The sequence below is a fragment of the Gordonia sp. AC31 genome, assembly GCF_031844505.1.
GTDB classification, from domain to species: domain Bacteria; phylum Actinomycetota; class Actinomycetes; order Mycobacteriales; family Mycobacteriaceae; genus Gordonia; species Gordonia hongkongensis.
Map to the genome: position 1 here is coordinate 65,183 of NZ_JAUZVK010000004.1, position 24,353 is coordinate 89,535.

General features: G+C 67.9%; 25 protein-coding genes and 2 tRNA genes. 18 read left to right on the plus strand and 9 right to left on the minus strand.

The features are described from left to right. Positions 1 to 27: 27 nt before the first annotated feature. Both Q9R39_RS06215 and Q9R39_RS06220 read left to right on the plus strand, forming a co-directional pair. Positions 28 to 516, plus strand: coding sequence for a thioesterase family protein (locus tag Q9R39_RS06215; RefSeq protein WP_078113587.1), 489 nt, complete (start codon positions 28 to 30; stop codon positions 514 to 516). Continuing rightward, a complete protein-coding gene (locus tag Q9R39_RS06220) occupies positions 516 to 1,205 on the plus strand; it encodes a hypothetical protein (RefSeq protein ID WP_058250035.1) in 690 nt (229 codons plus the stop codon). Before Q9R39_RS06215 ends, Q9R39_RS06220 begins: the two co-directional genes overlap by 1 nt. Before the next feature lie 13 nt (positions 1,206 to 1,218). Here the strand turns inward: Q9R39_RS06220 and Q9R39_RS06225 are convergent, their stop codons facing one another. Both Q9R39_RS06225 and Q9R39_RS06230 read right to left on the minus strand, forming a co-directional pair. Beyond that, a complete protein-coding gene (locus tag Q9R39_RS06225) occupies positions 1,219 to 3,009 on the minus strand; it encodes a glycoside hydrolase family 13 protein (RefSeq protein WP_311277209.1) in 1,791 nt (596 codons plus the stop codon). A 77-nt stretch (positions 3,010 to 3,086) separates the two neighbouring features. Further along, positions 3,087 to 3,533 (minus strand): globin, encoded by a 447-nt coding sequence (locus Q9R39_RS06230; protein ID WP_226513045.1) that lies wholly within the window; start codon positions 3,531 to 3,533, stop codon positions 3,087 to 3,089. Positions 3,534 to 3,666: 133 nt separating this feature from the next. Here Q9R39_RS06230 and Q9R39_RS06235 point away from each other — a divergent pair, with 133 nt between their 5' ends. From Q9R39_RS06235 to Q9R39_RS06245, 3 genes are all read left to right on the plus strand, one after another. After that, complete coding sequence (locus tag Q9R39_RS06235) at positions 3,667 to 4,248, plus strand: HNH endonuclease (protein WP_078113605.1); 582 nt, start codon at positions 3,667 to 3,669, stop codon at positions 4,246 to 4,248. A gap of 150 nt (positions 4,249 to 4,398) precedes the next feature. After that, complete coding sequence (locus Q9R39_RS06240; protein ID WP_058250036.1) at positions 4,399 to 4,653, plus strand: hypothetical protein; 255 nt, start codon at positions 4,399 to 4,401, stop codon at positions 4,651 to 4,653. Next, a complete protein-coding gene (locus Q9R39_RS06245) occupies positions 4,640 to 5,134 on the plus strand; it encodes a DUF5130 family protein (protein WP_171011575.1) in 495 nt (164 codons plus the stop codon). Before Q9R39_RS06240 ends, Q9R39_RS06245 begins: the two co-directional genes overlap by 14 nt. Positions 5,135 to 5,202: 68 nt before the next feature. Here Q9R39_RS06245 and Q9R39_RS06250 read toward each other — a convergent pair whose 3' ends face one another. Continuing rightward, entirely contained in the window at positions 5,203 to 6,624 is a 1,422-nt protein-coding gene (locus Q9R39_RS06250; RefSeq protein WP_078113589.1) for a cation:dicarboxylate symporter family transporter, read from the minus strand. Positions 6,625 to 6,767: 143 nt separating this feature from the next. On the opposite strand from Q9R39_RS06250, the gene Q9R39_RS06255 reads away from it, so the two are divergent. Then, the gene (locus tag Q9R39_RS06255; RefSeq protein WP_078113590.1) at positions 6,768 to 8,327 is read left to right on the plus strand and encodes an ATP-binding protein; all 1,560 of its coding nucleotides are present in this window, start codon (positions 6,768 to 6,770) and stop codon (positions 8,325 to 8,327) included. Next, a complete protein-coding gene (locus Q9R39_RS06260; RefSeq protein ID WP_058250040.1) occupies positions 8,324 to 9,004 on the plus strand; it encodes a response regulator in 681 nt (226 codons plus the stop codon). Before Q9R39_RS06255 ends, Q9R39_RS06260 begins: the two co-directional genes overlap by 4 nt. Before the next feature lie 18 nt (positions 9,005 to 9,022). On the opposite strand, the gene pepN is transcribed toward Q9R39_RS06260, so the two are convergent. Next, a complete protein-coding gene (gene pepN / locus Q9R39_RS06265) occupies positions 9,023 to 11,626 on the minus strand; it encodes an aminopeptidase N (protein WP_078113606.1) in 2,604 nt (867 codons plus the stop codon). Positions 11,627 to 11,645: 19 nt separating this feature from the next. Continuing rightward, positions 11,646 to 12,911, minus strand: a complete 1,266-nt coding sequence (locus Q9R39_RS06270) for a TetR/AcrR family transcriptional regulator (protein ID WP_078113591.1) — start codon at positions 12,909 to 12,911, stop codon at positions 11,646 to 11,648. A gap of 194 nt (positions 12,912 to 13,105) precedes the next feature. Here Q9R39_RS06270 and Q9R39_RS06275 point away from each other — a divergent pair, with 194 nt between their 5' ends. Beyond that, entirely contained in the window at positions 13,106 to 13,726 is a 621-nt protein-coding gene (locus Q9R39_RS06275; RefSeq protein WP_078113592.1) for a DsbA family protein, read from the plus strand. A gap of 33 nt (positions 13,727 to 13,759) precedes the next feature. On the opposite strand, the gene Q9R39_RS06280 is transcribed toward Q9R39_RS06275, so the two are convergent. Then, positions 13,760 to 14,806 carry a M48 family metallopeptidase gene (locus tag Q9R39_RS06280; RefSeq protein WP_058250043.1) on the minus strand — a complete coding sequence of 349 codons (1,047 nt, stop codon included), beginning with the start codon at positions 14,804 to 14,806 and terminating at the stop codon, positions 13,760 to 13,762. A gap of 22 nt (positions 14,807 to 14,828) precedes the next feature. Here Q9R39_RS06280 and Q9R39_RS06285 point away from each other — a divergent pair, with 22 nt between their 5' ends. The 4 genes from Q9R39_RS06285 to Q9R39_RS06300 all read left to right on the plus strand — a co-directional run bounded on the left by Q9R39_RS06285 (position 14,829) and on the right by Q9R39_RS06300 (position 17,733). Then, entirely contained in the window at positions 14,829 to 15,311 is a 483-nt protein-coding gene (locus tag Q9R39_RS06285; RefSeq protein ID WP_058250044.1) for a ribose-5-phosphate isomerase, read from the plus strand. 15 nt (positions 15,312 to 15,326) lie between these two features. Next, the gene (locus Q9R39_RS06290; protein WP_078113593.1) at positions 15,327 to 16,130 is read left to right on the plus strand and encodes an Fpg/Nei family DNA glycosylase; all 804 of its coding nucleotides are present in this window, start codon (positions 15,327 to 15,329) and stop codon (positions 16,128 to 16,130) included. Positions 16,131 to 16,233: 103 nt separating this feature from the next. After that, the gene (locus Q9R39_RS06295) at positions 16,234 to 16,671 is read left to right on the plus strand and encodes a homocitrate synthase (protein ID WP_311277210.1); all 438 of its coding nucleotides are present in this window, start codon (positions 16,234 to 16,236) and stop codon (positions 16,669 to 16,671) included. Positions 16,672 to 16,779: 108 nt separating this feature from the next. After that, entirely contained in the window at positions 16,780 to 17,733 is a 954-nt protein-coding gene (locus Q9R39_RS06300; protein ID WP_078113595.1) for a PE-PPE domain-containing protein, read from the plus strand. Between the two features lie 30 nt (positions 17,734 to 17,763). On the opposite strand, the gene Q9R39_RS06305 is transcribed toward Q9R39_RS06300, so the two are convergent. Further along, on the minus strand, positions 17,764 to 18,498 hold the full coding sequence (locus Q9R39_RS06305) for a L,D-transpeptidase (RefSeq protein WP_240198622.1): 735 nt from the start codon (positions 18,496 to 18,498) through the stop codon (positions 17,764 to 17,766). 271 nt (positions 18,499 to 18,769) lie between these two features. Next, entirely contained in the window at positions 18,770 to 18,955 is a 186-nt protein-coding gene (locus Q9R39_RS06310) for a hypothetical protein (protein ID WP_058250048.1), read from the minus strand. 139 nt (positions 18,956 to 19,094) lie between these two features. Here Q9R39_RS06310 and Q9R39_RS06315 point away from each other — a divergent pair, with 139 nt between their 5' ends. Then, a complete protein-coding gene (locus Q9R39_RS06315) occupies positions 19,095 to 19,265 on the plus strand; it encodes a hypothetical protein (RefSeq protein WP_175401035.1) in 171 nt (56 codons plus the stop codon). A gap of 57 nt (positions 19,266 to 19,322) precedes the next feature. Here the strand turns inward: Q9R39_RS06315 and Q9R39_RS06320 are convergent. After that, positions 19,323 to 19,396, minus strand: a tRNA-Gly gene (locus Q9R39_RS06320). Positions 19,397 to 19,629: 233 nt separating this feature from the next. Between Q9R39_RS06320 and Q9R39_RS06325 the strand changes: the two genes are divergently transcribed. The 5 genes from Q9R39_RS06325 (at position 19,630) to clpX (ending at position 24,288) form a co-directional block, all read left to right on the plus strand. After that, positions 19,630 to 19,703: transfer RNA gene (locus Q9R39_RS06325), tRNA-Pro, on the plus strand. A gap of 88 nt (positions 19,704 to 19,791) precedes the next feature. Further along, positions 19,792 to 21,159 (plus strand): trigger factor, encoded by a 1,368-nt coding sequence (tig, locus tag Q9R39_RS06330; RefSeq protein WP_068972583.1) that lies wholly within the window; start codon positions 19,792 to 19,794, stop codon positions 21,157 to 21,159. A gap of 279 nt (positions 21,160 to 21,438) precedes the next feature. Further along, positions 21,439 to 22,038 (plus strand): ATP-dependent Clp protease proteolytic subunit, encoded by a 600-nt coding sequence (locus Q9R39_RS06335; protein WP_078113597.1) that lies wholly within the window; start codon positions 21,439 to 21,441, stop codon positions 22,036 to 22,038. Positions 22,039 to 22,102: 64 nt separating this feature from the next. Beyond that, positions 22,103 to 22,798, plus strand: coding sequence for an ATP-dependent Clp protease proteolytic subunit (locus tag Q9R39_RS06340; RefSeq protein WP_058250292.1), 696 nt, complete (start codon positions 22,103 to 22,105; stop codon positions 22,796 to 22,798). Positions 22,799 to 23,007: 209 nt separating this feature from the next. Continuing rightward, complete coding sequence (clpX, locus tag Q9R39_RS06345; RefSeq protein ID WP_058250051.1) at positions 23,008 to 24,288, plus strand: ATP-dependent Clp protease ATP-binding subunit ClpX; 1,281 nt, start codon at positions 23,008 to 23,010, stop codon at positions 24,286 to 24,288. Positions 24,289 to 24,353: the final 65 nt, after the last annotated feature.

A 24,353-nucleotide genomic window follows, 5' to 3' on the forward strand; every position in this document is an offset into this window, starting at 1 on the left:
CGCCCGCCGACACCGATCTGACAGGGGATGACGCACGTGCTCAACGAGGACGCCGGGACCACGACCGCTGACGGATACCTGGTCAAGGTGCCGGTGCGCTGGTCGGACATGGATGTCTACGCGCACATCAACCACGCCCGGATGGTGACGTTGCTCGAAGAGGCGCGCATTCCCTGGCTCTTCTACGACGGCCGACCGACCGCGCCCCTGCGCGACGGCTGCCTCGTCGCCGACCTACACGTGAGATATCAAGCGCAGCTGCGTCATTCCGAGGGACCGATCGAGGTCACCATGTTCGTCGAACGCCTGCGGGCCGTCGATTTCACCGTCGGCTACGAAGTGCGCGCGGCGGGTGCCGACCCCGCCTCTCGCCCCGCCGTGGTCGCCAGCACACAGCTCGTCGCCTTCGACATGGCGGCCCAGCGCATCGCCCGGCTCACCCCGGAACAGAAGGTCTACCTCGCCGGATTCCGCCGCCCTGCCGGGGAATCGGCCACACGCGGCGGGCCGAGTTGATGGAGCGGTTCATCGAGTTCGCGTCCTCGGACCGATCGAACGCCCTCGCGTTCCTCTCGCACGCAGTACGTCTCGACGATGCCGCCGTCGTCCGGGTGGTCGCGCGTTCGGACGGTCTGGTGGCCTTGTGGGCACATACCGGGTTCGACGTCCTCGCCACCCGGTCGGTGACCGGACGAATCGCGCCGACCGACATCGTGTGCGACGCTTCGACACTGCGTGCGACCGTCGAATCGGCCGGCCCGGGCACCGCGGTCGATCCCGGCTTCTCACTCGACAGTGCCTGGCGCGGAGCGCTTCCCGCTGCGGTCGGGTTCCGGCACATCGACGACGTACCCGCCCGCAGCGTGGTCGAACTGTCCCGGGAAGGCGCCCGGGTGGCGCGCGAGGAGGGGAGCGGGCACGGTCCCGCAACGGGTCTGCTCGATCAGGATGTCCTCGAGGTCACGTCGGAGGAGGGTGCGCTGCGGGCCGCGGTGAGCATGCGATCGGTCTTCGCCCTGACCGGCATGGGATTCATCCGCGACGCGGACGGACGAGCGGTCACCGAGACCTCCGACACCGGGGCGATCGCAGCCGACGAACCGGTACGAATCCGGATGTCGGCGGCGTGGATTCGGATCGATGCACGCTTCGGCTCGGTGTACCAGCGCCGGCACCGCGATCTCGCGGTGACCGTCCTGAACTAGTGGTGTGAGCCGGTCACACCAGCCAGGCAGCTGCGTCCGGCGCCAGCATCCCGTCGACGAGAGGTGAACTGACGAGCAGCAATTCGCCGGGCGGAAGGGGCACCGGCTCATCGCCGGCGTTCAGCGCACAGACCAGCTGACCCTCGGAACGACGGAACGCCAGGCATCCCTCCGGCGCGCCGTACCACTCGAGGTGCTCACCGGTGAACTCCGGACGGGTCACCCTCAGGTCGATGGCTGCGCGGTACAGCGACAGCATCGACCCCACGTCCTCGAGCTGGGCTTCGACAGTGAGCGCGCGCCACGAATCCGGGATCGGCAGCCAGGTCTCGGACGTCGCACTGAATCCGAAGGGCGGCTCGGTCCCCTCCCAGGGGATCGGGACGCGGCAGCCGTCCCGCCCGCGTTCGGTGCGTCCGGACCGTTCCCACACCGGGTCCTGGAGTGCGTCGTCGGGCAGGTCGTCGACGTTCGGCAGTCCCAGTTCGCTCCCGTTGTAGAGGAAAACCGTTCCGGGCAGGGCCATTTCGACGACGAGCATCGCTCGTGCGCGCCTCGTGCCGCGCTCGAGGTCGAGTGCCCCGGTCTCCGGGTCGGCGACGGCGTATCGCGTGACCTCGCGGGCGACATCGTGATTGGACAGCGTCCACGTCGGAGTACCCGACACCGACAACACCGCGTCGAGTGAGTTCTCGATGGCCTCCCTGATCGCACCGGATTCGAACGGCGCCTTGGCGAGCCGGAAGTTGAACCCGAGGTGCAGTTCGTCGGGACGCAGGTACTCGGCGAATCGCTCGTTGTCGCTGACCCAGATCTCACCGACGTTGGCGGCCCCGGGGTACTCGTCGAGGACCTTGCGGATCTTGCGGTGGATCTCGTGCACCGCATAGTTGTTAAACCGCGGGTCGTCGTCGGAGTTCTGCAGCAATTTGGTCTCCGACAGGTCCATGTCGGGCAGGTCCGCGGGTTTGGCCATGCCGTGCGCGACGTCGATGCGGAAGCCGTCCACACCCCGATCGAGCCAGAAACGCAGCGTCTTCTCGAGATCGGCGAAGACGTCCGGGTTCTCCCAGTTCAGGTCCGGCTGCTCCTTGGCGAAGATGTGCAGGTACCACTGTCCCGGCGAGCCGTCGGCCTCGGTGACCCGGGTCCAGGCGGGTCCGCCGAAGATGCTGTGCCAGTTGTTCGGCGGCTCGTCGCCGTCGTCACCGAGGCCGTCCCGGAAGATGTACCGCTCGCGTTCGGGACTGCCGGGGGCCGCGGCCAGCGCGGCCTGGAACCACTCGTGCTGATCACTCGTGTGGTTGGGGACGAGGTCCATCGTCACCCGGATGTCGCGTTCGTGGGCCTCGGCGATGAGCTCGTCGAAGACGTCGAGGTCGCCGAAGAGGGGATCGACGTCCCGGGGATCGGAGACGTCGTAACCGTGATCTGCCATGGGAGAGGCCATGATCGGACTGAGCCAGATCGCATCGATCCCGAGGAGTTCGAGATAGCCGAGTTTGTCGATGACACCGGCGAGATCGCCGACGCCGTCACCGCTGACATCGGAGAACGAGCGCGGATAGATCTGATAGAACACCGCGGACTTCCACCACGTGGTGTCGGCCGGATCCAGCTGCGAGACAACGGGTGGTGCGACGGATGTGTCGGCGGCGACGACGGCCTCGCCGGCAGCCGGCTCCTCGACCGCATCGACGTCGGACTCGATCGCGCCGTCGTCGAACGCGGCGTCGTCGGGCTGACCCCCGTCGGATGGCTCGGCGGGGACGACCTCTGGTGTCTCATCGCTCACCGTGGTCATTGTGCCCTACCTGAGTTTTCTCGGAGAAATCCAGGTCAGTCGGCGAGTCGGGCGGCGTGTCGGGAGAGAAAACGCTCTCAGATGGGTGAATTCATCATCGATTGCGCCGCCATCTCCATGTAGTCGATCAGCGCCTGGCGGTGCGGGGCGTCGAGGGTGTCGTCGTCGATGGAGGCGATTGCGGTGTGCATACAGCGCAGCCACGCGTCCCGCTCGATGGGACCGACGCGGAAGGGGTTGTGACGCATGCGGAGTCGGGGATGGCCGCGCTCATCGGAGTAGGTTCGCGGGCCCCCCCAGTACTGTTCGAGGAACATCCGCATCCGACGCTCGGCCGGACCCAGGTCCTCCTCGGGATACAGCGGGCGCAGCACCTCGTCGCGCGCCACCTCGCGATAGAACACAGCCGTGAGTCGCCGGAACGTCTCGGCACCGCCGACCTCGTCGTAGAAGGTGCGCGCGGGGGTTGCCGGCGCCGGTGGGGTCGGAGGGGATGTGTTGGGTTCGCCAGTCACCCTCGCCATTGTCCTCACCCGGGCGCGGTGTCTCAACGTCGACGCCGGGTCGGCCCCGTGAGCTGGCCGGACACCGTGAAACAGCTGTCACGGGGACCGCCACCGTGGTGGACTTGTGCTCGGCGGGGTGGCGGGAGGCGAGATGACGCACAGATCACACGCGAAGACGGGACGCGGGCAGAGCCGTCCCGCTCCCGGCGCCGGGGCCTGGACACGCCGCCGGGTGCTGCTCCTCAACGCCACGTACGAGCCGCTGACGGCCGTGACGGTCCGGCGTGCGGTCGTCCTCATCCTCCGTGATCGCGCCGATCTGGTGCACGCCGACGAACAGGGCGAGGCGGTGCACTCCGTGGGTGGTGCGGTCCCGGTTCCGACCGTGATCCGCCTCCGCAGATACGTCCACGTGCCGTACCGGGCGACCGTGCCGATGACCCGGGCCGCTCTGATGCGTCGTGACCTGACCAGGTGCGGCTACTGCGGTGCACGGGCGACGACGATCGACCACGTGGTCCCGCGGAGTCGGGGCGGGACGCACACCTGGGAGAACTGCGTGGCGTGCTGTGCCTCGTGCAATCACCGGAAGGCGGATCGTCTGCTCGGGGAGCTGGGGTGGACGCTGCGGACGGTTCCGACCGTGCCGAAGGGCAGGCACTGGCGTGTGCTGGCCACCATCAAGGACATCGATCCGGCGTGGCTGCAGTACCTCGATGCCGGCGCCGCGTGAGGGGCATGATCCGGTCGCACGGGGTCGCCTCACACGTCTACGACGCGCTGTAGGCCCCCGTGGGCCGGGCGGCGGCCAGTGGGTTAGATTGATCAACGATGACCTGCGCCGACAACCGGGCGGGTCCGGCGCGACCATCGAAAGGGTGACATGGACGTCGACAGCCTGATCGTCCCCATCGGAGTGCCAGTCACGATTCTCACGGTGCTTGCTGTTCTGCTCTGTGTTGTCGCGATGGTGTTCTCCTCCGGGGTCAAGTACCCGAAGGTCGAGGAATACACCCTCGACCAGCAGTGGGAACACGCACCGCTTCTCTTCAGTGCCACCGACATCGAACCGATGGCACTTCCGCGGCATGCGGAACCCGGCGACGTCGATGGGAGCTCGGCCAGTGGCAAATGGTGAGGTTACGCACGCAAATGTGAGCGCCGAGGTCGCGGCCCGGTCGGCCGCCGAACTGCCGCTGGGCGCCGTCTTCACCAACAGCGGTCGCATTTCCGCGGCACGCTACCCGGCCGACGCTCCGACGACGCCGCCGTTCAGCAAGAAGGATCTGATCGCGCTCGACGAGACGCTCAAGGCCGCCAGCGAGAAGGCCCTCGTGCGCTTCTCGGTCTACATCGGCGACCTCGACGGTGAGCTGGAGACCAGCGCCCGTGCGATCCTCGCGAAATCGCCCGAGCCCGCGTACGGCACCCTCATCGCCGTCTCTCCGAACTCGCGTGACGTGGTCATCGTCTCCGGCAACAAGGTGTCCACCCGCGTGAACGATCGCGTCGCGGCTCTCGGTGTCACCGCCGCGGTCACCGGCTTCCGTCAGGGCAACCTGATCGACGGGCTGATCGCCTCGCTGCGCGTGATGGCCACCGCCGCCGCCGGCGGCTGATCGCTCGCACACCCTGATACACGAAGGCCGCCCCACCATTCCGGTGGGGCGGCCTTCGTCGCGGGTCGTCAGTGGGTGAGGACCTTCTCGTGGGCTCCGCGAGCGGTGGGGTCGTCGTCGAGCTCGTCGTCGACCATGTTGCTCTCGTCGAACGGATCCCGGCCGGACAGCACGTCGTCGACGCGCTGCTTGTCGATGGTGCTGGTCCACGAGCCGACGAGCAGCGTCGCGACCGCGTTGCCGGAGAAGTTGGTGACCGCGCGGGCCTCCGACATGAACCGGTCGATGCCGACGATGAGGCCGACGCCGTCGAGCATGTCGGGGCGGTGGGCCTGGAGTCCGCCGGCGAGGGTGGCCAATCCCGCACCGCTGACGCCGGCGGCGCCCTTGGACGCGATGATCATGAACGCCAGCAGGCCGATCTGCTCACCGACCGACAGCGGGTCGCCCATCGCGTCGGCGATGAAGATCGACGCCATCGTGAGGTAGATGGCGGTGCCGTCGAGGTTGAACGAGTACCCGGTCGGCACCACGACGCCGACAGTGGTCTTCTCCACGCCGAGGTGCTCCATCTTCGCGATCAGGCGAGGCAGCGCGGACTCCGAGGACGACGTCGCGAAGATCAGGATGTACTCGCGGGTGAGGTACTTGACGAGTTTGAAGATCGAGACGCCCGACACGGTGCGCAGCAGCACCCCGAGCACGCCGAACACGAACACCAGGCAGGTCAGATAGAACGCGAGCATCAGCGTCAGCAGCTGCTGGACCGCGGCCCAGCCTGTCTGTCCCACGACGCTGGCGATCGCACCGAACGCGCCGATCGGGGCCACCCAGAGCACCATGGTGAGCACCTTAAAGACGAGCTTCTGGAAGTAGGAGACCGCGGTGAGGATCGGTTCGCCGGTGCGGCCCATCGCCTGGATCGCGAACCCCACGAGCAGCGCGACGAACAGCGCCTGCAGGACGCTGCCCTCGGTCAGCGCGGACAGCATCGATTCCGGGATGATGCCCTGGATGAAGTCGAGGGTTCCGCCGGACTCGTGTGCGTCCTCGGCGAGTTCCTGGCCCTTGCCCGACACCGAGTCGATGTTCAGGCCGTCGCCCGGCTGGATGATGTTGCCGACGACCAGGCCGATCGCCAGCGCAACCGTCGACATCGCCAGGAAGTAGACGAACGCGAGTCCGCCGACCTTGCCGACCGTCGCCGCCTTGCGAACCGAGCCGATGCCCAACACGATCGTGCAGAAGATGACCGGGGCGATCATCATCTTGATGAGGCTGACGAACATGGTCCCCAGCACTCCGAGGTCTTTGCCGACGCCCGGCACGACGAGCCCGACCACGACGCCCGCGATCACCGCGATGATGACACCGATGTACAGCCAATGGGTGCGGTCGCGCTTGGCCTTGGATGGCGTGCCGGGCGTGGTCAGGATGGGATCGGAACCGTCCCCGGCCGGTGAGTCGCCGGACCTACCTCGAATGTTCATCGGTGATTCTCTCCTCGTACACCTCGGACAACAGTGATTAGGATTGTGGCCCGATGTGGTGACGCGGGTCACGATTGTGTTCATTACGTTCATACCCAGCACGTCCGGAGTCATCACTCCGGACAGGAACGAGGTCGGCAGGGATGCGGTGGTACCCGCGCACGCTCGCCGGACAGGTCGCCGCGCTCGCATTGGCGGTCTTCGCGGTGGTCGTCGTCGCCGAGAGCGTTCTGGCGGCCGTCGACGCCCGCATCGACGCGGACCGCGCGGCGAGGGCCGAGGTGACAGCGGTGGCCGTCAGCCTGGCGGAGTCGCCGTCGACCGTCGCCGCCCTCACGTCTCCGGATCCCAGCGCGGTGCTGCAGCCGGTCACCGAGCGGGTGCGCGCGGCAACCGGGATCGCGTTCATCACCGTGCTGGCGCCCGACCGGACCCGCTACACCCACACCGACCCGGCGCGGATCGGCGAACCGTATCTGGGGAGCATCGACGCGGCACTGCGAGGGCAGACCGTGACCGAGAACTACACCGGCACGCTAGGCCCGTCGATCCGGACGATCGTCCCCGTCCGTGATGCCGACGGCCGGGTGGTGGGGATGGTCGCCGCCGGGATCACCCAGCGCTCGCTGACGTCGGCGTGGCGTGGCCAGCTGCCGATGATCGCCCTCGCCGCGTTTGCGGCACTGCTCACCGCCGTCGGCGGCGTGTGGTGGATCCGGCGACGACTGCTGCGGCAGACCGGTGGACTCGCGCCCGACGAGTTACGGCTGATGTACGACCACCACGACGCCGTGTTGCGTTCCGTGCGCGAGGGATTGGTCGTCGTGGAGGACGGACGACCGGCACTCGTCAACTCCGAGGCGCACCGCCTGCTCGAGATCGGACCCGACACGGCCCCCGCGGACCTGCCCGCCTTCCTCACCGACGGCGACGAGGAGACGGACGTGACCTACGCCGACCGCGGCCGGGTACTGCTGGTGAGTCGTTCCCCGGTGGCCGGCCGACGCGCTTCGTCGGTGGTCACCATCCGCGACCGCACCGAGCTCTCGGAGGCGATGGGCGAACTCGACTCCATGACGCGGTTCGCCGAGGCCCTCCGATCGCAGGCGCACGAGGCCGCCAACCGGTTGCACACGATCGTCGCCCTCGTGGAGATGGGCCGGCCCGACGAGGCGATCCGGCTGGCGACGACCGAGTTCGAGCTCTCCCAGCACCTCATCGACCGGATGACCCAGGCGGTGGCCGAGCCCGCGCTGGTCGCCCTCCTGCTGGGGAAGACGGCGCAGGCGGCCGAACGCGGGATTCCGCTGTCCCTGACCGAGGAATCGCAGGTGAGCGACGCCGCCACCGGGCTCCTCACGCCCGGTGAGATGATCACGGTCGTGGGCAACCTGATCGACAACGCCCTGGACGCCTGCGACCCCGCGGACCCGTGGGTGGAGGTGACGGTCGTCGGGGACGACCGCGTGCTCGACATCGTCGTCGCCGACAGCGGCAGCGGCATGGATGCCGACCTGCTCGCCCTGGCGACCACTCGGGGTTACTCGACGAAGCCGGGAGGTGACGCCGCCGGGCGCGGCCTCGGTCTCGCCCTCGTCGCCCAGGTCGTCGCCCGCCGGCACGGGACGATGAGCGCCGAGAACACCTACGGCTCGGTCATCTCGGTACGCGTGCGCGCCGACGCGGGGGAGCGCGGACGATGATCCGCGTCCTGATCGTCGAGGACGAACCCGTGATCGCCGAGGCGCATCGCGATTATCTCGTCCGGCTGGGCGGATTCGAGGTCGTCGGTGCCGTGTCCACCGCGCAGGAGGCGCTGCGGATGGCCACCGCCGGACCGGTGGATCTGGTGCTGCTCGACCTGGGTCTGCCCGACGCACGTGGCGTGGACCTCGCCTCGGCGCTGTCGGGTGTCCGCCCGGCGCCCGACGTCATCGCGATCACCGCCCAGCGCGACCTCGCCACCGTCCGGAGCGCGATGTCGCGCGGGGTGCTGCTCTACCTGCTGAAACCCTTCACCTTCGCCGCGTTCCGGGAGAAGATCGAGCAGTACCTGCGCTACCGCGAAGCCCTCACCGGCGACGCCGACGCGGTCAGTCAGCGCGACGTCGACCGGGCGCTCGCCGAGCTGCGCACGAGCGACACCCGTCGATCGGCGAAGAAGGGCGCGGCGCCGCAGACCGAGGACGCGGTCAGCCGGGCGGTCCGTGACAGCCCCGACGGGCTGACCGCCTCGGAAGTGGCGCGCGCCCTCGGATCGTCGCGGGTCACCGCCTGGCGCTACCTCGAGCGGCTCGCCGACGACCACGTACTCGAACGCGATACCGAGTACGGCTCGGCGGGCCGCCCGCAGGTGCGCTACCGGTGGCGACGGCGCTGAACCCGGCGTCCGCGGGGTTCAGCTCTCCTGCGCGTCGTAGGCGCGCGCCCGCAGCGAGCGGGCGACGCCGTCGCGGCCCTCGGAGATCAGCCGCTTCAGCGCGGACGGGTGGTCCCCGGACAGGAAGTCCTCGGCGAGGTCGAGGGCATGCTGCGACATCGCCCAACTCGGGTACAGGCCGATGACGACGGTCTGCGCGACCTCGCTCGACCGGCGTGCCCACACCTTCGGAACCGCCTCGAAGTACTTCTCCACGTAGGGCTCGAGGAGTTCGCCCTGGCCGGGACGGGCGAATCCGCCGATCATGGTGCGGGTGTACACATTCGACAACGAGTCGTCCTCGATGGCGCGAGTCCAGGTGTCCGCCTTGGCCTCTGCCAGCGGACGCGCCGCCCGCGCCAGCGCCGCCGAACGCGTGCCGGTGGCGGTGTTGTCCCGCTCGGCCTCGGCGTCGATGACCGGGGTCGACTCCGGATCGGTGTCGATCGCCCCGGCGGTGGCCAGCGCGGTCACCAGCTTCCACCGCAGGTCCGTGTCGACGGCGAGACCCTCGAGCCCGTGGTCGGCGGGATCCGCGCCCTCGAGCAGCGCCCGGGCCACCTCGGTCTGGTCGTCGTTGATCCGGCCGCCGAGCCAGGTGTTGACGAACGCCAGCTGATGGTCGGAACCCGGCTCGGCCGCGCGGGCGAGTTCGAGCATGCGCGAGCTGAATCCGGGACGGCCCGTGGTGGCCGCCCACTCCGGGTCGGCGTAGGATTCGATGGCGGTCGTCGCCTGCAGCAGAACTCGTTGCACCACACCGATTTCCGACTCCCCAGCGATGCCCTGCCGAACGAGTTCGACGAAGTCACGGGCACGCATCTCGGCCTGACGGGTCATCTCCCACGCCGCCGACCAGACCAGGGTGCGCGGCATCGGATCGCTGATGTCGCCGATCCGGGCGGTCGCCGTCGCCAGCGACTCCGGATCGAGCCGAACCGAGGCGTAGGTGAGGTCACCGTCGTTGAGCAGCACCAGATCTCCACGATGCACACCGACGAGGTCGGCGACGTCGGTGCGCTCGCCCTCGATGTCGAGTTCCACACTGTGCGTCTGCTCGATGGCACCGGATCCGTTGTCGGCGTAGACACCGACGCGCAGTCGGTGTACCCGGGTCTCGCCGGCGCCCGGGGCGGCGCCGTCCTGGACGATGGTGAACCGCGTGAAGGCGCCGGAGTCGTCGACCTCGAAGTCGGGCCGGATGACATTGATGCCCGTGGTGCGCAACCACTGGTCGCCCCAGTCCGACAGGTCCCGGCCCGACGACTTCTCCAATGCGCCGAGGAGATCGGCGAAGGTGGCGTTGCCGAACTGGTGCGCGGCGAAGTAGCTGCGCAACCCGGCGAGGAAGTCCTCGAGACCCACGTACGCGACCAGCTGCTTGAGGACCGACGCGCCCTTGGCGTAGGTGATGCCGTCGAAGTTGACCTCGACGGCCGCGATGTCGGGGATGTCGGCCGCGACCGGGTGGGTCGAGGGCAGCTGGTCCTGCCGGTAGGCCCAGGACTTCTCGACGTTGGCGAATGTCGTCCAGGCGCTGGCGTATTCGGTCGCCTCGGCCTGGCACAGCACGGACGCGAAGGTCGCGAACGACTCGTTGAGCCACAGATCATCCCACCACTGCATGGTGACCAGGTCGCCGAACCACATGTGGGCCATCTCGTGCAGGACGGTCTCGGCGCGGCGCTCGTAGAGGTACTTGGTCACGCGGGACCGGAAGACGTAGTCCTCGAGGAAGGTCACGGCGCCGGCGTTCTCCATCGCGCCGGCGTTGAACTCGGGGACGAACAGCTGGTCGTATTTGCCGAAGGCGTAAGGGATCCCGAAGTTCTGGTGGTAGAAGCCGAAGCCCTGTTTGGTCTCGGTGAACAGGCGCTCGGCGTCCATGTGCTCGGCGAGCGATGCGCGGCAGTAGATGCCGAGCGGGATGTCGCCGTGCTCGTCGGAGTAGACGTCGGTCCACTCCGCATACGGCCCCGCGATGAGTGCGACGAGGTAGGTGCTCATCGGTACTGTTTCCCGGAATCGGTGCATTACAGCGGATGTGGAGCCGTCCGGTTCGCCAGGAGCCTCCGCGTGCGCGGCGTTGGAGATGACCTTCCAGTCCGCGGGAGCGGTGACGGTCACCGTGTAGGTCGCCTTGAGATCGGGCTGATCGAAGCAGGCGAACATCCGCTTGGCGTCGGCCGTCTCGAACTGTGAGTACAGGTACACCGAGTCGTCGGACTGGTCGACGAACCGGTGCAGACCTTCGCCGGTGTTGGAGTACGCGCAGTCGGCGACCACGGTGAGCGTGTTCTCGGCGGCGAGGCCCGACAGCGGGATACCCACTGATTCGTCGAAACCGGAGACGTCGAGGTCGGCTCCGTTGAGGGTGGCCGAGATCAGGGTGGGTGCCACGAGATCGACGAACGTCTCGCTGGCCTCCGTCGCGGTGAACCGCACCGTCGTCGTCGAGCGGAAGGTCTCGGTCCCGGGCGCCCCGGAACCGTCGGTGAGGTCGAGGTCGATCTGGTAGTTCGACACGTCGAGAATCGCTGCGCGGTCGCGGGCCTGGTCTCTGGTGAGGTTCGGAGCAGTCACGCAGGCCAGCTTATCCAGGTCAGGACTCCGGCGGTGCTCCACGCAGTCCGGCGGGGTTCAGGATCGCCCGTGCGATCGTCTCGAGTTCGGCGGCGACCCCGGGCCGGGACCACAGCTGCGGCGACTCGATGATCTCGCACGTGTAGCCGAACAACGCCTGGGCGAGCGCATTCGCGTCGGCCGCGGTCAGCAGTGGGTTACGGGACCGGATCGCGTCGATCCATTCGGCCCGGAAATCCAGCTGCGCGTTCCGGAGCTGCGTCTGCTCGGTGTCCGGGAGATACATGAGGTCGCTGGTGAAGACGGGCATGATGCGGCCGTGGACGTCGAGTGCGTACTCGACGAAGACGCGGATGAGCACGTCGAGGGGGTCGTCGGAACCGGCGCGGCTCAACGCATGGGCGGTGACGTAGAGGATGCCCTGCACACCGCGCCACAGCACCGCCCGCAGGAGATCGGATTTGCCAGAGACCTCCTGATAGAGCGTCGCGATCGAGACATCGGCGGTACGGGCGATCTCGTCGATGCGGACGTCGGTGAAGCCCCGCTCGGAGAACAACTGGGTGGCGGCGTCGAGAATGCGCTCGCGACGGGAGGCGGGGCGACGGTGCGCGGGTGCGCGCTCGGCATCGGGGTCCGGCTCCGGTGGCCCCGGCAGCCGGCACGCGAGGATGGAGTCCGCCACGGCGCGCTGGACCTCCATGAGGCGGGCGGGCGACAACGAGCCCCGCATCTCGGAGGTGTTGGTGTACACGCTGAGTGCAGCGGCACCCAGCATCGCCGCCTCCGACGGCACGACGTCGGGACGCGCCGCGGCGATGAGTGAGGCGAAGTGTTCGCTCAGCCGGCCGAAATAGCTTCTCATCACATCGAGTTCGGCCGGCTGCAGATGGCGTTGCTCGCGACGCCACAGCGTCGACACGTCCCGATGGGCGGTGAGGTCACCGAGCCCGTCGAGCAGAAGTGCGAGCTGCTCGACCGGCGAGCGGCCGTGCTCCTCGGCGTCGGCCATGAGTGTCGCGACGAGCTCCACCTGCGTCGTCAGCGCTTGCGAGAGGATGTCGTGTTTGCCGGGGAAATGTCGGTACACCGCCGGCCCGGTGAGACCGACCGCGGCGCCGATCTGCTCGATGCTGACGTTTCGGAATCCCGCGTCCTGGAACAGTCTTGTGGCGGCCCGGACGATCTGTGCCGAGCGCTGTCCGAGAGATCGGGGTTCGAGCGGCCGGAGACGCGCGACCACCCGGGCGGGTTCGTCCGGATCGGACGGTGGCGACGACGGCATCCCGGGTCCTCTTCCTCGGCGGTTCTTGCACCATCTCACACCGTGCCCGGACCGGGCCCCGCGAATCCACAGCGCCGGCGACTGCTCCGCGCATCGGGAACAGTTCGAACCGCCGGGGTGTTGAGCCGTCCGACGGCGCCACCGGCCGATCGTCGGCGGCACGTGTTCAATGTCGACTCTCGAGAGGATGTTCCATGTCAGAGCAGGCCCAGCCCACCGATCGCGTCGATTTCTGGTTCGACCCGCTCTGCCCGTGGTGCTGGATCACCTCACGCTGGATCCTCGAGGCCGAGAAGGTCCGGCCGATCGAGGTCAATTTCCACATCATGAGCCTCGCCGTCCTCAACGAGGGCAAGGACATCCCCGAGGAGTACCGCGAGGGCCTCAAGCACGCCTGGCGTCCGGTCCGGGTCATCGCCGCCGCCGCCGCGCAGAAGGGTGACGAGATCCTGGCGCCGCTGTACACGGCGATGGGGACCCGCATCCACAACCAGGGCATCAAGGATCTCGACGAGGTCATCGCGGGCGCGCTCGAGGAGATCGGCCTCGACGCCTCGCTCGCCGAGGCCGCCGACGGCACCGAGTTCGACGAGGTCATCCGCGAGAGCCACCACGCCGGGATGGACAAGGTGGGCGACGATGTCGGGACGCCCACCATCCACGTCAACGACGTCGCCTTCTTCGGCCCCGTGTTGTCGCGGATCCCGCGTGGTGAGGACGCCGGGACGGTGTGGGACGGTGCGCGCGCACTCGCGTCCTACCCCCACTTCTTCGAGCTCAAGCGCACGCGCAACGAGGATCCGCAGTTCGACTGATCGGGTTCGGTTGCGCGCTTGCGGTTCCGTACGTCAGAAGCGTGGTGGCGGTTCGATGCCGTTGGGCAGTCCGTCGGGCCCGAGGGTCGCCGGATGGGGAGGCGGCGGCACCGCCACCACGTTTCCGCTCCCGACGCCCCGGACGATCTGGCTGGGACGCAGCAGCATCGCCCCCGCGCGGGTCCGGTCGCGAAGCGCGGCTGCCCGCCAGGTCAGCACCGGATGCGACGACATCGCGTTGGTCAGGAAGGTGAAGAACCCGCGCTCGTGGGTCGCCCGGTCGGCGAACTGGTCGAAGTCCACCGCCGAGAGCATGTACTTGCCGGCGGCCAGGACCCCCATCGCCCCGGGCGCCCCACCGGGTCTGGCGTAGTACCCGTAGTTGTCCGCGCTGTACTCCTGCGCGCGGGACAGGGCGGCGCCGAGCACGGGGATGTTCATGCCGACGATCGTCGAGAGCTGTCGCCAGTACGAGGTGTGCCCGGCGGCGATGTGCCCGACCTCGTGGCCGATGATGAACTCGAGCGCCTGCGGGTCCCGGGCGGCGCCGCCCACCTCGAACAGGTCGGAGTACACGACGACGAATCGCCGGAACCCGTGCCCGGAGGCGAATGCGTTGATCGCGCCGTTGCCGAGGACGACGTAGGCATCCGGCACGTACTCCAGTCCGAAGCGGGCTGCGGCTTCGACGACCATCCGGTGTCCGTCGGGGAACTGGGTCGGCGTCATCTGTACGCCGTTGACCCGCGGTGATGCATAGGTCAGGCCGCGGATCACGAACAGCAGGAGCGGAAACAGCAACGCGCCCAACAGGAGTTGGTCGAGGGTGCCCAGCGCGACGAGGACGATGATCGCCGCGTACCCGACCACCGTCGCGAGGATCACCAGCACGAGGGTGGGGATCTCCCAGGGGTGCAGCCGCGGCCGCGCGGCGTAGTGCGCCGGGCGCAGCCACCGTCGACCGGGGTCGGCGGGCGCGGGTGGCGGCGGGTCGGCGACGCCGGGCACGTTGGGGATCGGTGCGCCGGAGGCGGGTGTGCCGGCGGCCGGCTCGCGGGGGACGGGCAGGGGCGTGTCCACGCCCTCAATCTATAGTGACGCCATGCGTGTCTACCTCGGTGCCGACCATGCCGGATTCGAACTCAAGAACCAGATCGCAGACCATCTCGAGGCCACCGGCCACGAGGTCGTGGACTGCGGTGCCCACGAGATGGACCCCGCCGACGACTACCCGGCGTTCTGCATCGCCGCCGCGGCCAAGACCGTCGCCGACCCGGGCAGCCTGGGAATCGTGCTCGGCGGCAGCGGCAACGGCGAACAGATCGCCGCGAACAAGGTCCCCGGCGCGCGCTGCGCACTCGCCTGGAGCGTCGAGACCGCCCAGCTCGCCCGGCAGCACAACAACGCACAGCTCATCGGCATCGGCGGCCGGATGCACAGCACCGCCGAGGCGCTGGCCATCGTCGACGCGTTCCTGGCCACCCCGTGGTCGGAAGAGGCGCGGCACCAGCGGCGCATCGACATCCTCGCGGAGTACGAGCGCACCGGCGAGGCTCCCGAGGTGCCGGGGGCCCCGGCCCAGTAGGTCTCGGCCGAGTCCGTGCCCGAGGGCCACACTCTCCATCGACTGGCCCGCCGGCAGCAGCGACTGTTCGGCGGGCAGCGGGTTCGCGTCAGCAGCCCGCAGGGTCGCTTCGCCGACGGTGCGGCGATGGTGGACGGACTCACCTTCCACGCGGCCGAGGCCTGGGGCAAGCATCTCGTCCATCGTTACCGGGACGGGCGTGCCGAACGAATGGTGCACATCCACCTCGGGCTGTACGGCTCGTTCACCGAACTCGCGGTGCCCGTGCCGGAACCGGTCGGGCAGGTTCGACTCCGCATCGAGACCGAGACCGCCGGAACGGACCTTCGGGGTCCGACGGCGTGTGAGATCTACCACCCCGCCGATCTCGAGGCGTTGGTCGCCCGACTCGGTCCGGATCCGCTGCGACGCGACGCCGAGCCCGACCGGGCATGGGCGGCGATCTCGCGGTCCGCGCGGCCCGTCGGCGCCCTGCTGATGGACCAGAAGGTCATCGCCGGGATCGGCAACGTGTATCGCGCCGAGATCCTCTTCCGCGCCGGCATCGATCCGATGAGACCCGGAAAGCGTGTTCTCCGAGACGAATTCGACGCGCTGTGGTCCGACCTGGTGACTCTCATGAAGATCGGCGTGCGTCGTGGACGCATTCACGTGATCCGGCCCGAAGACGATTCCGGGGCGCCGTCCTACGCCCCGAACCGTCCGCGGACCTACGTGTACCGGCGGGCGGGCGAGCCATGCCGGATCTGCGGGACACCCGTCCTGATCGCCGATCTGGAGGCCCGAAAACTGTATTGGTGCCCCGTCTGCCAGACCTGACAGGTTACTGCCCGGTCGGTGTGGATAGCCGAACCTTAGTAGCATGTGCGGAGCCGTGAGGTTCTTACTCACGCGAACGGTCGGGGAGACAAGAGGGGGCAGTGTGACAATCAGCGAAAGCATCCGGTCTCATGCCGGACTGATCTCGCGGGGCGAGGTGTCCCCACTCCGAGACGTGCCTTTCCACGCGGCGGCCGACGCGCCGATCACCCGTCGCGTGCTGGCCGGTGGGGACCTTTTCCCGGAGGCGGAGAAGCGCGTCGTGGCACACGAGATGCGGGCCGTCTCGGCGGCTTCACGTGACTACTGCGAGCCGCACGTGCACGACTGCCCGGAGATCAACATCCTGCTGTCGCTCGACCGTCTGGTCTACGAGATCACGCTCGGGGACGAGGTCTATGAGGTCGAGGCGCCCGCGAGCATCTACATACCGGCCGGCCTGGTGCACAGCGCCAATGTGATCGAGGGCAGCGGTTTCTTCGTGGCGATCATCGAGACCGCCGACTACGTCGCCAAACCGCCACCGGCGCAAGCATCCTGATCGGTCACGGCTGCGAGGTGCGGGCCGCGGCGCCGTGACACGGTCGAGGTGGGAATCTCAGGAAGCCCTCAGCGCTCCTGCGGGCGGTTCATACGTCCGGGACCCACCATGGGTGAGGTGCAGCATGTCAGAACCCCGCCACGGCCCGGCGGGGCACCGCCGATCACCGTCTTCGTGGTCGGCGGGACGGGGGAGTCGTACCCCGGTGACCCACGGACCGAGGTGTCCGGGCTCCTCACCGGAGTGGCCGACGAACTCGATGACCGCTTCGACTGTCTGTGGATCGGATACCCCGCGAGCTATGGTCCCGCCCCGCGTCCGGGCGGGATGAGTTTCGTCGAGAGCGTCGGGATCGGTGCGGGCCGACTGCGGGCGGCCATCCGCGCCACGGCAGGACCGGTCGCGCTGGTGGGTTACTCGCAGGGGGCCGTGGTCATCCGATCCGCGGTCGCCGATCTGGCGACCGGGGACGCCGAGACTGCATCCGACCTGGACCGGGTACTCGGTGTCGGGCTGGTCGCCGACCCGCACCAGCCGCCGGGCGTGGTGCCCGGTTGCGACGGGTGGGGAGTCGCCGGCCCGGGAGCGGATCTGCCGACCGGGCTGCCCGTGTACTGGGTGGGCGCGTCCCAGGACGTGATCTGCAACGCCGACGCGGACTCGCTTGTCCGCGACGTCGCCGACCTCACCGGCTCTATGACGCTGGCCGGGCTCGGCCGATGGGGGAGGAGTGCGTGGGATGTGTTGCGCGCCAACGACTTGCAGAACGCACGGCGGACGTCGGTCCGGCCGGCGCAGTGGCGGCGCGACCCCGGGCGGATGCTGGCGGCGTGGCGTGAGGTCAGGTGCTACCTCCCGTCGCGCATCCGGGTGGGTGGTGTGTGGCTGACCAACGCCGTGGGTGGCCGGCACACGTCGTATCGGAGCGACCCCTATCGGCGGACCTCGATCACCGATCCGGCGTCCACCGGTTGTCAGGTCATCGCCCAGTGGCTTCAGGTCCAGGCGACGTTCGCCGACCAGGCCGCCACCTGGTCACACGACAGAGGGCCGGTCACCTGACGGTGACCGGCCCTCGTAGTCTGCTCGAGACTAGGTGTTCTGATACTTCCCACCGATGGTGTTGCGCACCACGATCGGGGTGTTGCGGGGAACGTTGTCGTAGACCCACTTGGCGTGATCGTTGGTGACGTTGATGCAGCCGTGGCTCACGTTGCTGCGACCCTGCTGATTGACCGACCAGGGGGCGCCGTGGATGAAGATGCCGTCCCACGACATCCGGGTCGCGTACTCGACGTAGGTGCGGTAGCCCTCGGCGGAGTCGACCGGGACGCCGTACGTGGACGAGTCCATGTACATGTCGCGGTACTTCTCCTTGGTGTAGTACACGCCGTTCGAGGTGGGGTTCTTGTCCGAACCCATCGAGATCGGCATCGTCCGGACGACCTTGCCGTTGTGCCACCAGGTGATGGTGTGGGTGTTGTCGTCGGCCAGGGCGATGTAACCGGTCTCGGTCTTGACGTTCGGGATGACCGGCCCGGCCGGCTTCTCCTCGGTCGTCGACGGCGGCGGCTGCGGAGCTTCGGGGGTGGTCGGCGCCGGCGGGGTCGGCAGACCGGGGACCGCGGGGATCTCGACCGGCGGCAGGCCGGGGATCACGGTGACCGGGACGGCGTTGGCGACGCCGGGAAGTGCGAGGGTCATGGCCAGGACGCCGAAGACGACAGCCGCGAGTCGTCGGGCCGAACGGCGGCGCGAGGCGCGCGGGGTCGGCAGGTGAGAGTTCAACACAGGTCGTACCTTCGGTTCGATGGTTCGTTCGCGCATCGGCCTGAGCGCGGAACCATCGTTACACAACCGTTGCCTTGGGTCCAAGGAGCGGGTCACGCCGAATGACGCCGCCATCGCGAACCCTCAGTACGACGTGGCAAAACCCGAGGTAGCGTCGTTGTCGACACCGCGTGTGACGGTCGTCACATTCGAGGTCGCGCATACGCAGCGGGTTCCGGCGTGGACTCATTGTGGCCGCTGGACCCTCGTATGCAACAGGATCGTTTGTCCCACTGGGGACTGCTCGTTCGGGGCGCCGTGTTCCCGCTCAGGCGGGTTGTGGATGTTCGGTGCGAAGGTGTTGCGCAGGTTGCGAACACGCCTCGTCCCGGCAGACGAGCATCACGTCGACGCGACCGATGCCGGCCTCGGACTCGGTCACGTCTCGGCGGACGTACAGGGGTGCGCCGCAGGATCCGCACCGGCGTTGGGTTTTCGTGTGGCTGGAGGACATGGGTCAACGGTACGCCAGGTGTGGCGTGGATCACAGGACGAGTCCGGACCGGCGGGATGTGGTCCGGTCGGGTGACTTGGGCGGGGATCTGTGACATCGCCGACCCGAATCGCATGTGGTTCGCAGGCAGCGGAGGAACGTGAGGGAAACGCCAGGCCAGTTCGCGCCCTGCCCACCACCGATCGTCTCGACCGGCCCCGGCGATTCGTCGGCACCCGGGCACCCGGAGGAGGAGGCGACTCCCGAGATCGTCTACGAGTACGCGCCCCTGCCGTTGCCGTGGAACAAGCCGCCGGAGCCGCCCAACTAGGCGCACGGAGTAGCCCGGACCGACGAAAAAGGGTCGGAGATAGTGTCTCCGAGCCGGTGGAGCGGGTGACGGGAATCGAACCCGCGTAGCTAGTTTGGAAGACTAGGGCTCTACCATTGAGCTACACCCGCGTTGCTCGCGGTGACCGTCGAGATCCCGGCGTCGCGTGCGATGAGTGACTGTACCGGCAGCGGCGCCGGAACCGAAATCGGGGTGGATGCGACGAGGTGGCATCCGACGGACGACCATCGGTTCCGGCGTCGCCGCGGCACCCGTGCGCGGGCCCGGCCGCGGTGGCACGTACTATCTCTTGTTGGCCCTGATGCGCGGTCGCCCTCCGGGGTTCCCTCGCGTGTTCGGACCCCGGGATGTGGCGCAGCTTGGTAGCGCATCCGCTTTGGGAGCGGAGGGTCGCAGGTTCAAATCCTGTCATCCCGACTTGATCGATGTGGCCCGACCGGTCACCCGGTGCACGGCCCGCGAACGACCGAACTTCCACCACCGTAGATATAAGGAGTATTCAGGCGTGAAGAGCACTGTCGAGCAACTCACCCCGACCCGGGTCAAGCTCAACGTCGAGGTCCCGTTCGAGGAGCTGTCGGCAGACTTCGACCGGGCCTACCGGTCGTTGGCCCAGCAGATCCGGATCCCCGGATTCCGTCCGGGCAAGGCGCCCGCGAAGCTGATCGAGGCCCGTGTCGGCCGCGATTCGATTCTCGCGCAGGTCGTGAACGACGCCATCCCGGCCAAGTACTCCGAGGCCGTCGCCGAGACCGAGACCAAGGCCATCGGCCAGCCCGAGATCGACCTGTCCGAGCTGAAGTACGGCGAGTCGGTCACCTTCACGGCCGAGGTCGACGTCCGTCCCGAGATCACCCTGCCCGACTACTCGACCCTGTCGGTCGAGGTCGACGCGATCGAGGTCGACGAGGCGGCGGTCGACGAGCAGCTCGAAGGCCTGCGCGCCCGCTTCGGCACCCTCAAGGGCGTCGAGCGCGGCGTGGAGAACGGCGACTTCGTGTCGATCGACCTGGCCGCGACCGTCGACGGCGAGGCCGTCGAGGAGGCCACCACGGAGGGGCTGTCCCATGAGGTCGGCTCCGGCCAGCTCATCGACGGACTCGACGAGGCGCTCATCGGCCTGAAGGCCGGCGAGGACAAAGAGTTCACGACCAAGCTCGTCGCCGGCGATCACGCGGGCGAGGAGGCCCTCGTGAAGGTGACCGTGCAGTCGGTCAAGGAGCGCGAGCTGCCCGAGGTCGACGATGAGTTCGCCCAGATGGCCAGCGAGTTCGACACCGTCGAGGAGCTGCGCGCCAGCCTCGCCGAGCGGGTCGAGCAGTCCGCGAAGCTGGAGCAGGCCAACAAGATCCGCGACGCGGTGCTCGACAAGCTCCTCGAGACCGTCGAGATCCCGCTGCCGGAGAAGGTCGTCGACGAAGAGGTCGAGGGTCAGCAGCACCAGGTCATCCACGCGCTCGGACACGACGACGAGCAGGTCGCCAAATTCCTCGAGGCGCAGGGTAAGACCCGCGAGGAGTGGGATGCCGAGTCCCGTGCTGAGGCGGAGAAGTCGGTCAAGCAGCAGCTGCTGCTCGACGCGATCGCCGATCAGCAGGACACCGAGGTCAGCCAGGACGAGCTGACCCAGCAGATCATCTTCACCGCCCAGCGCTACGGCATGCAGCCGCAGGAGTTCATCCAGCAGCTGACGCAGGCCAACCAGGTCGGTGCGGTCTACGCCGACGTCCGGCGCGGCAAGTCGCTGGCGAGCATCGTCGGCGACGTGACCGTCACCGACACCAAGGGCGCCACCGTCGACACCGCCGAGTACTTCGGCGGCAATGACGACGCCGACGAGTCCGCTGCGGACGAGTCCGACTCCGACAACTGATCGGGCTCCCGCGGTCCAGCACAGCCCGCACGTTTCCTCCGCGATCGCCGGTCCTCGAAGTACGAGGGCCGGCGATCGCCGTCGGTCCACCATCACGCACGGGCCGTTCACGGTGCCGAAGGCCGTTCTGCTCTCAGCGAAGAGGCGTGTCCTCGGGAGTGTCCGCGGGTGTCGATTGGTTAGTGTCGGTGAGGACGTCATCAGAGAAGCATTCGATGTGCGTGCGCGTCACCCGCGGGTGACGCGCAGGTCATGACAACAAGGCAAAGGTAGGAACCCGTGAGTGAGCCGACCATCCACACACCCACGATGAGTTCGGGTGTGGCTGGGTTGAACCTGACCGATTCGGTGTTCGAGCGTCTGCTGCGCGAGCGCATCATCTTCCTGGGCACCCAGGTCGACGACGACATCGCGAACCGGCTGTGCGCGCAGATCCTGCTGCTCTCGGCCGAGGACCCGCAGAAGGACATCCACCTCTACATCAATTCGCCCGGTGGGTCGGTGACCGCCGGAATGGCGATCTTCGACACCATGCAGCTCGCGGAATGCGACGTCGCGACGTACGCGATGGGTATGGCGGCGTCGATGGGGCAGTTCCTCCTCGCCGCCGGCGCCAAGGGCAAGCGACATGCACTGCCGCACGCGCGCATCATGATGCATCAGCCGTCCGCCGGCATCGGTGGTACCGCGGCCGACATCGCCATCCAGGCAGAGCAATTCGCGCTCACCAAGAAGGAGATGAACCGGCTCAACGCCGAGTTCAGCGGTCAGCCGCTCGAGAAGATCGAGGCCGACGCCGACCGCGACAAGTGGTTCACCGCGGAAGAGGCCAAGGAGTACGGCTTCGTCGACAAGGTGATCGCGCGCCCGGGTCGGTGAGACCCCGGTCCGACGACCGCTCCCGTACCCACCGCCGAGCCACCTCTACCCAATGGAGCAACAGATGACCAACTCCCTTTCCTTCGACGGCATGCCCGCCGAGGTCGCCGCCGGCATCCCCGCGTCGGCCCTCGCGCTGAAGAACATCGAAGCGCGGTACATCCTGCCGTCGTTCATCGAGCACACCCCGAACGGCCAGCGACAGTACGACCCGTACGCGAAGCTGTTCGAAGAGCGGATCGTGTTCGTCGGCACGCCGATCGACCAGGTCGTGTCCAACGACGTCATGGCGCAGCTGCTCGTCCTCGAATCGCAGGACCCCGACCGCGACATCACCATGTACATCAACTCGCCCGGTGGCAGCGTGCCCGACATGCTCGCCATCTACGACACGATGCAGTACGTGCACTGCGACATCGTGACCGTCTGCCTCGGTGAGGCGGCCTCGGCGGCGGCGATCCTCCTCGCCGGCGGAACCCCGGGCAAGCGTGCGGCGTTGCCGAACGCTACGGTCCTGATCCACCAGCCGCGCACCGGTGGCGCCTACCAGGGTCAGGTCTCCGACCTCGAGATCCAGGCCGCCGAGATCGAGCGCATCCGCGACCGCCTCGACGAGATCCTGGCCAGCCACACCGGTCAGGACAAGGAGAAGATCCGCAAGGACACCGACCGCGACAACATCCTGACCGCGGCCGCGGCCAAGGAGTACGGCATCGTCGACGAGGTCTTCGAGTACCGCAAGAAGTCGATGAAGAAGTAGTCCTGGCCAAGAAGTAGTTGTGGCAGTGCAGAAGTCCCGGTGATTTTCTGCCGCGACATTTGGCCTTATCGGTCGAAGTTCGAGCGACACGCGGGTACCGTCGGGTTACTGGGCATTCGAGTGTCGATCAAATGACCCATGCCCGGCTGCGTGCGACGCGACGGACCAGACACGACAGTCCGGCAACGAGGAAGTAGGTACAGCGCGAGATGGCACGAATCGGAGACGGCGGCGACCTGCTCAAGTGCTCTTTTTGCGGCAAGAGCCAGAAGCAGGTGAAGAAGCTCATCGCCGGCCCCGGCGTGTACATCTGCGATGAGTGCATCGACCTGTGCAACGAGATCATCGAAGAGGAACTGGCCGAGAACGGCGACGTCAAGCTCGACGAGTTGCCGAAGCCGACGGAGATCCGTGACTTCCTCGAGAAGTACGTCATCGGCCAGGACACGGCGAAGCGGACGCTCGCGGTCGCGGTCTACAACCACTACAAGCGCATCCAGGCGGGCGAGAAGAAGGACGCCCGGACGGGTGAGACCGTCGAGCTGATGAAGTCGAACATCCTCATGCTCGGCCCCACCGGATGCGGCAAGACGTACCTGGCGCAGACCCTGGCGAAGATGCTCAACGTGCCGTTCGCGATCGCCGACGCAACCGCGCTGACCGAGGCCGGATATGTTGGCGAGGACGTCGAGAACATCCTGCTCAAGCTGATCCAGGCCGCCGACTACGACGTCAAGCGTGCCGAGACCGGGATCATCTACATCGACGAGGTCGACAAGATCGCCCGCAAGAGCGAGAACCCGTCGATCACGCGCGATGTGTCCGGTGAGGGAGTCCAGCAGGCGCTGCTGAAGATCCTCGAGGGCACGCAGGCGTCGGTGCCGCCGCAGGGTGGACGCAAGCATCCGCATCAGGAGTTCATCCAGATCGACACGACGAACGTGCTGTTCATCGTGGCCGGCGCGTTCGCCGGTCTGGAGAAGATCGTGTCCGAGCGGATCGGCAAGCGCGGTCTCGGCTTCGGCAACGAAGTGGCGAGCAAGGACGAGGTGGACACCTCGGATCAGTTCGCCGACGTCATGCCGGAGGACCTGATCAAGTTCGGCCTGATCCCGGAGTTCATCGGCCGTCTGCCGGTCGTCGCCTCGGTGACGAACCTGGACAAGGACTCGCTGGTGAGCATCCTCTCGGAGCCGAAGAACGCGCTGGTGAAGCAGTACACCCGGCTGTTCGACATGGACAATGTCGAGTTGGAGTTCACCAAGGACGCCCTCGAGGCGGTCGCCGATCAGGCCATCCACCGCGGCACCGGTGCCCGCGGCCTGCGGGCCATCATGGAAGAGGTCCTGCTGCCGGTGATGTACGACATCCCGAGCCGTGACGACGTCGAGAAGGTCGTCGTGACCGGGGAGACAGTCCGCGACAACGTCCTCCCGACGATCGTGCCCCGCAAGGCTTCCAGCGACGAACGTCGCGACAAGAGCGCCTGACCCGCAGCTCACCACTCACCCGACGACAGCAGCGAGCCCCGCCCGGACGACCGGACGGGGCTCGC

Excerpts from the sequence above, each read along its gene's own strand:
- Q9R39_RS06270 (WP_078113591.1), bottom strand. The coding sequence starts at position 12,911 with ATGCCGTCGTCGCCACCGTCCGATCCGGACGAACCCGCCCGGGTGGTC.
- Q9R39_RS06285 (WP_058250044.1), top strand. The coding sequence starts at position 14,829 with ATGCGTGTCTACCTCGGTGCCGACCATGCCGGATTCGAACTCAAGAAC.
- Q9R39_RS06240 (WP_058250036.1), top strand. The coding sequence starts at position 4,399 with ATGGACGTCGACAGCCTGATCGTCCCCATCGGAGTGCCAGTCACGATT.
- Q9R39_RS06220 (WP_058250035.1), top strand. The coding sequence starts at position 516 with ATGGAGCGGTTCATCGAGTTCGCGTCCTCGGACCGATCGAACGCCCTC.
- Q9R39_RS06300 (WP_078113595.1), top strand. The coding sequence starts at position 16,780 with ATGGGTGAGGTGCAGCATGTCAGAACCCCGCCACGGCCCGGCGGGGCA.
- Q9R39_RS06305 (WP_240198622.1), bottom strand. The coding sequence starts at position 18,498 with ATGCGCGAACGAACCATCGAACCGAAGGTACGACCTGTGTTGAACTCT.
- Q9R39_RS06225 (WP_311277209.1), bottom strand. The coding sequence starts at position 3,009 with ATGACCACGGTGAGCGATGAGACACCAGAGGTCGTCCCCGCCGAGCCA.
- Q9R39_RS06340 (WP_058250292.1), top strand. The coding sequence starts at position 22,103 with ATGACCAACTCCCTTTCCTTCGACGGCATGCCCGCCGAGGTCGCCGCC.
- Q9R39_RS06215 (WP_078113587.1), top strand. The coding sequence starts at position 28 with ATGACGCACGTGCTCAACGAGGACGCCGGGACCACGACCGCTGACGGA.
- Q9R39_RS06255 (WP_078113590.1), top strand. The coding sequence starts at position 6,768 with ATGCGGTGGTACCCGCGCACGCTCGCCGGACAGGTCGCCGCGCTCGCA.
- Q9R39_RS06260 (WP_058250040.1), top strand. The coding sequence starts at position 8,324 with ATGATCCGCGTCCTGATCGTCGAGGACGAACCCGTGATCGCCGAGGCG.
- Q9R39_RS06250 (WP_078113589.1), bottom strand. The coding sequence starts at position 6,624 with ATGAACATTCGAGGTAGGTCCGGCGACTCACCGGCCGGGGACGGTTCC.
- Q9R39_RS06235 (WP_078113605.1), top strand. The coding sequence starts at position 3,667 with ATGACGCACAGATCACACGCGAAGACGGGACGCGGGCAGAGCCGTCCC.
- clpX (WP_058250051.1), top strand. The coding sequence starts at position 23,008 with ATGGCACGAATCGGAGACGGCGGCGACCTGCTCAAGTGCTCTTTTTGC.
- Q9R39_RS06230 (WP_226513045.1), bottom strand. The coding sequence starts at position 3,533 with ATGGCGAGGGTGACTGGCGAACCCAACACATCCCCTCCGACCCCACCG.
- Q9R39_RS06275 (WP_078113592.1), top strand. The coding sequence starts at position 13,106 with ATGTCAGAGCAGGCCCAGCCCACCGATCGCGTCGATTTCTGGTTCGAC.
- Q9R39_RS06310 (WP_058250048.1), bottom strand. The coding sequence starts at position 18,955 with ATGTCCTCCAGCCACACGAAAACCCAACGCCGGTGCGGATCCTGCGGC.